The organism is Brevibacillus sp. NRRL NRS-603 (genome assembly GCF_003013445.1).
GTDB lineage: Bacteria > Bacillota > Bacilli > Brevibacillales > Brevibacillaceae > Brevibacillus > Brevibacillus formosus.
In genome coordinates this window covers 1-7,952 of record NZ_PXZN01000125.1, presented here as the reverse complement: position 1 = coordinate 7,952, position 7,952 = coordinate 1, and the positions used below count along the sequence as shown (strand labels likewise).

General features: G+C 48.0%; 11 protein-coding genes. All 11 read left to right on the top strand.

The window, feature by feature from the left end; translation table 11 throughout:
- Positions 1–135 precede the first annotated feature (135 nt).
- Positions 136–720: a TetR/AcrR family transcriptional regulator gene (locus tag C7R94_RS29015; RefSeq protein WP_106785969.1), complete on the top strand. Its 585-nt coding sequence runs from the start codon at positions 136–138 to the stop codon at positions 718–720.
- A gap of 159 nt (positions 721–879) precedes the next feature.
- Complete coding sequence (locus C7R94_RS29010) at positions 880–1,344, top strand: nuclear transport factor 2 family protein (protein WP_106785968.1); 465 nt, start codon at positions 880–882, stop codon at positions 1,342–1,344.
- Positions 1,345–1,366: 22 nt separating this feature from the next.
- Complete coding sequence (locus C7R94_RS29005) at positions 1,367–2,221, top strand: NmrA family NAD(P)-binding protein (protein WP_106785967.1); 855 nt, start codon at positions 1,367–1,369, stop codon at positions 2,219–2,221.
- Between the two features lie 350 nt (positions 2,222–2,571).
- Entirely contained in the window at positions 2,572–2,871 is a 300-nt protein-coding gene (locus C7R94_RS29000; protein WP_106785970.1) for an EthD family reductase, read from the top strand.
- A 2-nt stretch (positions 2,872–2,873) separates the two neighbouring features.
- Positions 2,874–3,335, top strand: coding sequence for a PaaI family thioesterase (locus C7R94_RS28995; RefSeq protein ID WP_047073323.1), 462 nt, complete (start codon positions 2,874–2,876; stop codon positions 3,333–3,335).
- 93 nt (positions 3,336–3,428) lie between these two features.
- Positions 3,429–3,830 (top strand): PaaI family thioesterase, encoded by a 402-nt coding sequence (locus C7R94_RS28990; RefSeq protein ID WP_047073320.1) that lies wholly within the window; start codon positions 3,429–3,431, stop codon positions 3,828–3,830.
- Complete coding sequence (locus C7R94_RS28985; RefSeq protein ID WP_174769375.1) at positions 3,830–4,615, top strand: enoyl-CoA hydratase-related protein; 786 nt, start codon at positions 3,830–3,832, stop codon at positions 4,613–4,615. The genes C7R94_RS28990 and C7R94_RS28985 overlap by 1 nt, the downstream gene beginning before the upstream one ends.
- Positions 4,616–4,671: 56 nt before the next feature.
- Positions 4,672–6,000, top strand: a complete 1,329-nt coding sequence (gene paaK, locus C7R94_RS28980) for a phenylacetate--CoA ligase PaaK (protein WP_106785966.1) — start codon at positions 4,672–4,674, stop codon at positions 5,998–6,000.
- 33 nt (positions 6,001–6,033) lie between these two features.
- Entirely contained in the window at positions 6,034–6,807 is a 774-nt protein-coding gene (locus C7R94_RS28975) for an enoyl-CoA hydratase-related protein (RefSeq protein WP_106785965.1), read from the top strand.
- A 9-nt stretch (positions 6,808–6,816) separates the two neighbouring features.
- Entirely contained in the window at positions 6,817–7,596 is a 780-nt protein-coding gene (locus tag C7R94_RS28970) for an enoyl-CoA hydratase-related protein (protein WP_047073315.1), read from the top strand.
- Between the two features lie 22 nt (positions 7,597–7,618).
- A partial coding sequence (locus C7R94_RS28965) for a 3-hydroxyacyl-CoA dehydrogenase family protein (protein WP_233220702.1) occupies positions 7,619–7,952 on the top strand: 334 nt, incomplete at its 3' end.

The window sequence follows — 7,952 nt, the reverse complement described above, 5'->3', positions numbered from 1 at the left end:
CTGGAAATTCGCTTCTTCCCACGAGGCTATTGGCGAAGGAATGCAACAATAAATATTTTAGACTAAACGATCCGAAAAATCTTGACTAAACAGTCCGGAAAAGATAATCTAAACGCAGAAGGGAGTATTCATAACATGGCAAGAAGCAAGGAATTCGATACGACGCTTGTCCTGCATAAGGCAATGGAAGTATTTGGGCACTATGGCTATGAGGGTGCGTCTCTGCAAAATTTGTTGGATGGATTAGGGATCGCCCGTCAAAGCCTGTATGATACGTATGGCACGAAAAGAGATCTCTTTCTTTTAGCCGTAAAGCATTACGCGAGCGAGAAGACGACTGCCGTTATTTCGTATTTGGAGCGGCCGGGTTCGGTGAAGGAAAGCATTGCGGAGATTTTCCGCGAAATCGTAACTGTACTCAAGGATGAGAGTCGCTGCAAGGAATGCTTCATTTTGCTCAGTGCCATTGATCAAGTGCCACATGATACGGAAATTGCAGATTTTTTTAAAGAAGATATGGCACGATTAGAAGAAGCATTTTATACTGCACTGGTCCGTGCTCAAGAACAAGGCGAACTGGGTCATCGCGAGAAAAATTTGCGTGCACTTGCACAGTATTTGAATCATGCACGATACGCTTTAACCCAAGCAGCTAAGTTAACTACGAATCCAGAAGTGCTAGACCATATTTTAACCGTTACTCTATCCACGCTTGATTGATAATGGAGCGACTGTAGACGCTTCATTCTATTTTTACACATATTAGACTGATCGATCTGGAAAGGAGGTGAGTATTTTTTTGTGTCGATTCTAGACTGATCGATCTAAAAATAGCTGGAATGTGGATCAATAATAACAAGGATTAGTGAGGTGCTACCTATGACTGACGCTACTACAAAACTCAGCCAGGAGGCAGAAGAAGTTGTGAAAAATTTCCTCTTGTTTATGCTGGAGAAGGATATGGAGCAATGGATTGAACTATGGGATGACAACGCTGTTTTTGAGTTCCCGTATGCTCCCCAAAATTATCCCTCAAAAATTGAAGGGAAGCCTGCGATTTATAACTATATCAAGGATTTTCCGCAAAAGATGGACCTATTTAAATTCAGTGTTCCTCACATTCATCATGCAGCAGCGTCAAACCATGTCATTGTGGAATTTGAATGTGAAGGTCAAGTGATTGCTACAGGACTTCCGTACAATCAAAAATACGTGAGTGTCATCCAAATCATAGACAAGAAAATCATCCATTACAAGGATTATTGGAATCCATTGGTGGCAATTGACGCTTTCGGTGGCAGTATCGAATCGTTTTTGAGCAGAGATCATCAGTTTGGGAACTAAGATTGGATAAGGAGCTGATCATATGGAACGTAAGGATAAGATACTGATCACAGGTGGAACGGGTACAACAGGAAGCCGTATTGCCAAAAAGCTAACAGAACTAGGCTACCATCCGCGTATAGCGAGCCGTACAAAACCATCTCTCGCCGACATCGAGCATGTACATTTTGATTGGAATGAAGTAGCAACCTTCGAGCATTCATTGAAAGATGTGAAAAAACTATACCTGGTAGCACCAGTGGGTGTTTTTGATCCATCTCCGCTCGTACTTCCATTTTTGGATAGGGCTTTACAAGCCGGCGTACAACGCATTGTCATGCTAAGTGCTTTGATTATTCCAGAGGATGGACCCGTGTTCGGAAGGCTGCATGAAGCAGTAAGCAAGCATAGTCCAGAGTGGGCAATATTGAAGCCTTCTTATTTCATGCAAAATTTTATTCATGGGCAACATGGAACCTCAATCAAAGAGGAGGGCAAGATTGTTACATCTACGGGAAATGGAAGGATTGGATTCGTAGACGCTGATGATATCGCCGAAGTTGGAGTCCATGCACTCATTGACGAGATTCCACATAACACCCATCATTTTATTACGGGACCAGAGGCGCTAAGCTATGCAGAAGTAGCGGCTATGATTGAATCGGCAATTGGACGTACTATCAAGCATGAACATATTAGCACGGAAGCATTGCAGGATAAGCTAGTCACAGCAGGTTTGACGATGGAATATGCAGGTTTCATGGCAGATTTGGATAAACATATTCGCAATGGTGCCGAAAACAGCGTAACCGATACGGTAGAACGAGTAACAGGGAGAAAACCACGATCCATGGCGGACTTCATATCAACCCATTCCCATCATTGGAAGCGAGATTAAGCCATTTTTTTGTGCCTATTCCGGACTAAATGGTCAATAATATTACTTCGAGAGCCTCGTTGGATTCAACGGGGTTTTTCTTATGAAGCGGATACTCCTGCGAGCGAAGGCTTTTCCCGAAAACAGAAGTCGAAATCACCCCATCGAAGCATATTCTGTCAGCCTTTTCCCAGTCATAAACATGAAGAGAAGGGAGGATACGATCTGGCAGAGTTTTCTCGCTTTTTGAAAAATACTTGCACCTGTCACAAAGGCTTTATATAATAAAAATATTAACATGCGTTAAAATAACGTTATATGAATTAGTCGTCACACATTACAACTATAATCTGAGGAAAGCAGGGATCATGATGGTGAAATTGATAGCAATTTATCGGAAGCCCGAAGATATCGATGCTTTTGACAAGCATTATTTCGAGGTACATGGCCCATTGGCAGAGAAAATGCCTGGCTTAATCAAAATGGAAGTGAGCAAAATCTACGGAACTCCAATGGGAGAATCTGATTTGCATCTGATGGCAGAAATGTACTTTGAATCGAAAGAAGCTTTGATGGAAGCGTTGTCATCCCCAGAGGGTCGCGCAGCAGGAAAAGACCTCCGTGGCTTCGCTGGACCAATTGTGTCCATGCATTTTGCAGAAGTAGTTTAATCATGACCACGAAAAGATTGGTAGACGAACAAGCGCTCCATCAGAAGCATTACGCAGAGATATGTGAGAAGCTAAAGCAAGATCCGTTTGCGCAATTTTTGGGCATTAAGCTGATTGAGCTGGGAGAAGGAACGGCGACCGCGGAAGTCACAGTTGCCGAGCATATGCTGAATGCGCACGGCACCGCACATGGCGCAATCATCTTCTCCCTGGCAGACTTTGTTTTTGCAGCGGCCTGTAATTCCTATGGCAAAACGTCCGTAGCACTGTCGATGAATATCGGATTTTTGGCTGCTGCCATGAAAGGGAATCGCTTGGTGGCAACAGCGACCGAAGAGAAGAAAAACAATCGCACAGCCTGGTATCGCATTCGCGTAGAAACGGAGCATGGCTTGGTAGCGACACTGGATGCACTAGCTTACCGGAAAAATGATTACTTCGTCGAAATCGACGAAAACGAATAACTGACAGCGAAAATAAAACGGAGAAAGGATGCCAAAAGCAACGTGCTTAGGCTCCTTTCACTGTTTCAAGACGATACGAGAAAGGGGGCAAAGATGTCAGTGGAGATCCGTAATCGATTCAACCACTACCTGGGCATAGAAGTCGTGCACCGAGATGAACAGGGCTGTAAGGTAGCACTGAAAATTCGCCCCGAGCTGTTCAATAGCATCGAAGGTGTCGTACACGGAGGCGTTACGGCGACATTAGCCGATGTGGCGATGGGGCATGGGGCAGCACCTCATGTGGATGGTGTACAGCAATGTGTGACGGTGGAGAGCAAGATTCAGTACCTGCACCCTGCACGCGGTGAGGTACTCGAGGCACAATCCCATGTATTGAAACAAGGGAAAAGCTTGATCGTAATGGAAGCACGCGTGACTTGTGATGGCAAGCTTGTGGCTTTTGCAACCGGCACGTATGCACGTGTGAACCCGCCTGCACAAGGAGGATGTTGATGATGGAAGAGAGCGTTCGCTTTGAACGTGAAGGACATATAGGACTGATTACGCTGAATCGTCCAGATGAGCTGAATGCGCTGAACTACGAAACATTGGAGCGTCTGGGGAACTTGATTGAGCAGGTCCGTTTGGATGCAAAAGAGATTCGCGTCGTCATTGTGAAGGCAGAGGGGCGAGCGTTTAGCGCGGGAGCTGATTTGAAGGAGCGCCGTACATTGACGGAACAGCAGGTACGCCGCAATGTCCGCAAAATCCGCGATGTGTTTACTGCGTTGGAGAGGCTTCCGCAGCCGACGATTGCCATGATTAACGGATTTGCTTTTGGCGGGGGTTTTGAGCTGGCGCTGGCCTGTGATTTCCGCTATGCCGTCGCAGAGGCCAAAATGGGTCTGACAGAGGTGAGCTTGGGCATCATTCCTGGGGCGGGTGGTACGCAGCGGTTGTCTCGCTTGATCGGACCTTCCAAGGCAAAGGAGCTGATTCTGACTGCCAGGCGCATCCAAGCGCAGGAAGCGTATCAAATCGGTTTTGTAAATGCTGTCGCAAAAGATACAGAGGAGCTATGTGAGTTGGCTATGGGGCTGGCGAACGAGATTTTGGCAAATGCTCCGCTGGCGGTGTATCAGGCAAAATCAGCCATTGATCGCGGAAGCAGTGTCGATTTGCAGACAGGTCTAGATATCGAAACCATGTGCTATGAAGTGATTATTCCCACGACAGACCGTCTGGAAGCATTGGAAGCCTTTCGCGAAAAGCGAAAACCAGTTTTTAAGGGTGAGTAACATTTTCAAATACGTACTCCTACCGAGTCATAACGCAAGGGAATGAGGGAAGCGACATGATCTTTAATACAGAAATGGAAACGCTACCAAGAGAGAAAATGACGGAACTGCAACTGGCACGCTTGAAAGAAACGGTCAAACGCGTATACGAGCGCGTCCCTTTCCACACAAAAGCATTCAATGAGGCTGGTGTGAAACCGGAAGATATCCAGTCGATCGAAGACATAAAGAAGCTTCCCTTTATGAAAAAGACAGATTTGCGAGAAAATTATCCATTCAATCTGTTTGCGGTTGATATGAAGGAAGTAGCACGCATTCATGGTTCATCCGGGACGAAAGGAAAGCCGACTGTTGTCGGCTACACCAAAAAAGACTTGGAGAATTGGGCGGAGATCGTGGCTCGCGCCATTTGCTGTGCGGGCGGAGAGCCGGGAGACATTTTCCATAACGCGTATGGCTATGGCCTTTTTACAGGCGGCTTGGGTCTGCACAACGGAATCGAGCATATGGGCGCAGTTGCAGTGCCAGTATCCGGTGGCAATACCTCCCGTCAAATTACATTAATCGAGGACTTCAAGCCACGTGGCATTGCAGCAACGCCATCTTATGTCCTCAACATCGTGGAAGAGATGAAAAAGCAAGGAATCGATCCACGTGAGACGAGTGTCAAATACGGGATTTTTGGTGCAGAGCCGTGGTCAGAAGAAATGCGCGTACAGCTGGAACAGGAGCTCGACATTAAAGCGGTGGACATTTACGGACTGAGCGAAGTGATGGGGCCAGGAGTTTCCATTGAATGTCATGAAGTGCAGGATGGCTTGCATATCGCAGAAGACCATTTCTACGCGGAAATTATCGATCCGAATACCGGAGAAGTGCTCCCATACGGAAAAGAAGGCGAGCTCGTGTTTACATCGTTGACGAAAGAAGCATTCCCGGTTGTGCGCTATCGAACGGGTGATATCGCTTCCCTCAATCCTGAGCCCTGTAAGTGCGGACGGACAACCATGCGGATGTCGCGCATCAAAGGGCGTGTAGATGACATGCTCATTATTCGTGGGGTCAATGTGTTCCCGACAGAGATCGAGTCCGTCCTGCTCACGTTCAGCGAATTGGCTCCACATTATCAGGTCGTCATTGAACGCGACGGTGCCCTTGACCGTTTTGAGGTGCACTGCGAGCTGACACCAGCCTATGCAAAAGAGCTCAGTGGAAATGACAGCTCTGCTCTCTCGCCATTGGTGAAAGAAATTTGCCATCACATCAAAAATACGTTGGGCGTGTCCGTGGTACTGCGGGTGCAACCGCCAAATTCCTTGACGCGCAGCGAAGGCAAAGCGATACGAGTCGTGGATAACCGAAACAAATCACAGGCAGCTATCTAAACCAACTCCTGTAAAAAAAGGGTGTGACAGTTCATGGCCTATGAATATATTAGCGTAGCCAGTGAAGATGGTGTAGGTATCATTACGTTGAATCGACCGAAGATTCTAAACGCGCTGAATTTGCAGCTCGTCGACGAATTGGTTGACCAGCTGGAGCAAATGGACCGCGACCCGGATATTCGGGTGATCATCCTGACTGGAAACGAGAGGGCGTTCGCAGCGGGTGCTGACATTAATGAAATGGCGGAAGCATCAGCCATCGACATCATGAAGCGCAATCAGTTTGCGGTTTGGGATCGCATCTCACTCATCTCCAAACCGATTATTGGTGCCGTCAGCGGTTTTGTGCTCGGTGGTGGCTGTGAATTAATGATGAACTGCGATATGGTGATCGCTTCGGAGACAGCCGTCATTGGCCAACCGGAAATCAAGCTGGGAGTCATGCCTGGGGCTGGTGGTACACAGCGTCTGACGCGTGTGGTAGGTGAGCGAAAAGCACTGGAGATGCTGCTCACAGGTGAACCGATTTCGGCCAAAGAGGCGTTGAAATACGGACTGGTCAATCGAGTAGTGCCAGTGGAGGCGTACTATCAGGAAGCGCTCAAGCTGGCAAAGCAAATCGCCCAGCAGCCGCCGCTCGCGGTACAGGTCATCAAAAAAGCCGTGTACAAAGCTGGGGATCTCCCTCTTCAAGAGGGAATGGATTACGAGCGAAACAGCTTTTATCTTCTTTTGGCAAGCGAAGATCGAAAAGAAGGCATGCAAGCGTTTCTGGAGAAGCGCAAACCCCGTTTTACGGGACATTAGGAGGCGGCCATGTACGAAACGATTCTTTATGAAGTGTCAGAAGGCGTAGCAGTGGTGACTTTGAACCGTCCGGACAAATTCAATGCATTTACAGCCGTCATGAACAAGGAAATCACCGATGCGTTGAAGCAAGCGCAGAAGGATGCCGATGTGCGTTGCATCGTTCTTACCGGTGCAGGGCGGGCGTTCAATGCGGGGCAGGATCTTGGTGACGTTTCTGGGGGAGGAGATGTGGATTATGGTGGGTTCTTGCGGGATCGCTATAATCCAATGATCCTCCAGTTTCAAAAAACAGAGAAGCCAATCATTGCAGCGGTTAACGGTGTAGCAGCAGGTGCAGGCATGAGTGTTGCGCTGGCGTGCGATATTCGTCTGGCATCGGAAAAGGCATCCTTCGTCAATGCTTTTGTCAACATCGGGCTCGTTCCTGATTCAGGAGGCTGCTACTACTTGCCGCGCATCGTCGGGATCGGCAAGGCGTTGGAGCTGGCGATGACGGGCGAAAAGGTTTCCGCCGAGGAAGCACTGCGAATTGGATTGGTCAATCAGGTGTACCCTGCGGAGAGCTTCATGGAGGATGCGTTGGCGTATGCGCGCAAGCTGGCGTCACTACCGACGAAGGGAATTGGTTTGATCAAGCGCACGATGTACAAAGGGCTTGAGATGGGGTTGGAAGAGGCCTTGGAATATGAAGCTTTTGCACAAGAGGCGGCTGGCAGCACAGCGGATCATAAGGAAGGGGTCACCGCTTTCATGGAAAAACGTGCGCCTCGTTTTACAGGCCGTTAGAGGCGAAGGGAGGCAAGCCCAAGTGAGTATAAAAACAGTAGGCGTCATCGGGGCGGGAACGATGGGAGCGGGGATTGCTCTCGTCTGTGCTCGAAAAGGACATCAGGTCATGCTGCTGGATGCAAATCAGGCGGTGCTGGACAAAGCGCTTGTCTATTTGGAATCGATCCTGACAAAAGACGTGGAGAAAAACAAAATTAGTGAACAAGAAATGAAAGAGACGCTAGAGCTAGTCCAACTCGTATCGGAAATGGAGCAGTTGGCAGACTGCGATATCGTCATCGAAGCGGTGCCAGAGCGCCTTGATTTGAAAAAAAGCATTTTCAGCCAGCTTTCTGGGATTTGCAGAGAGGATG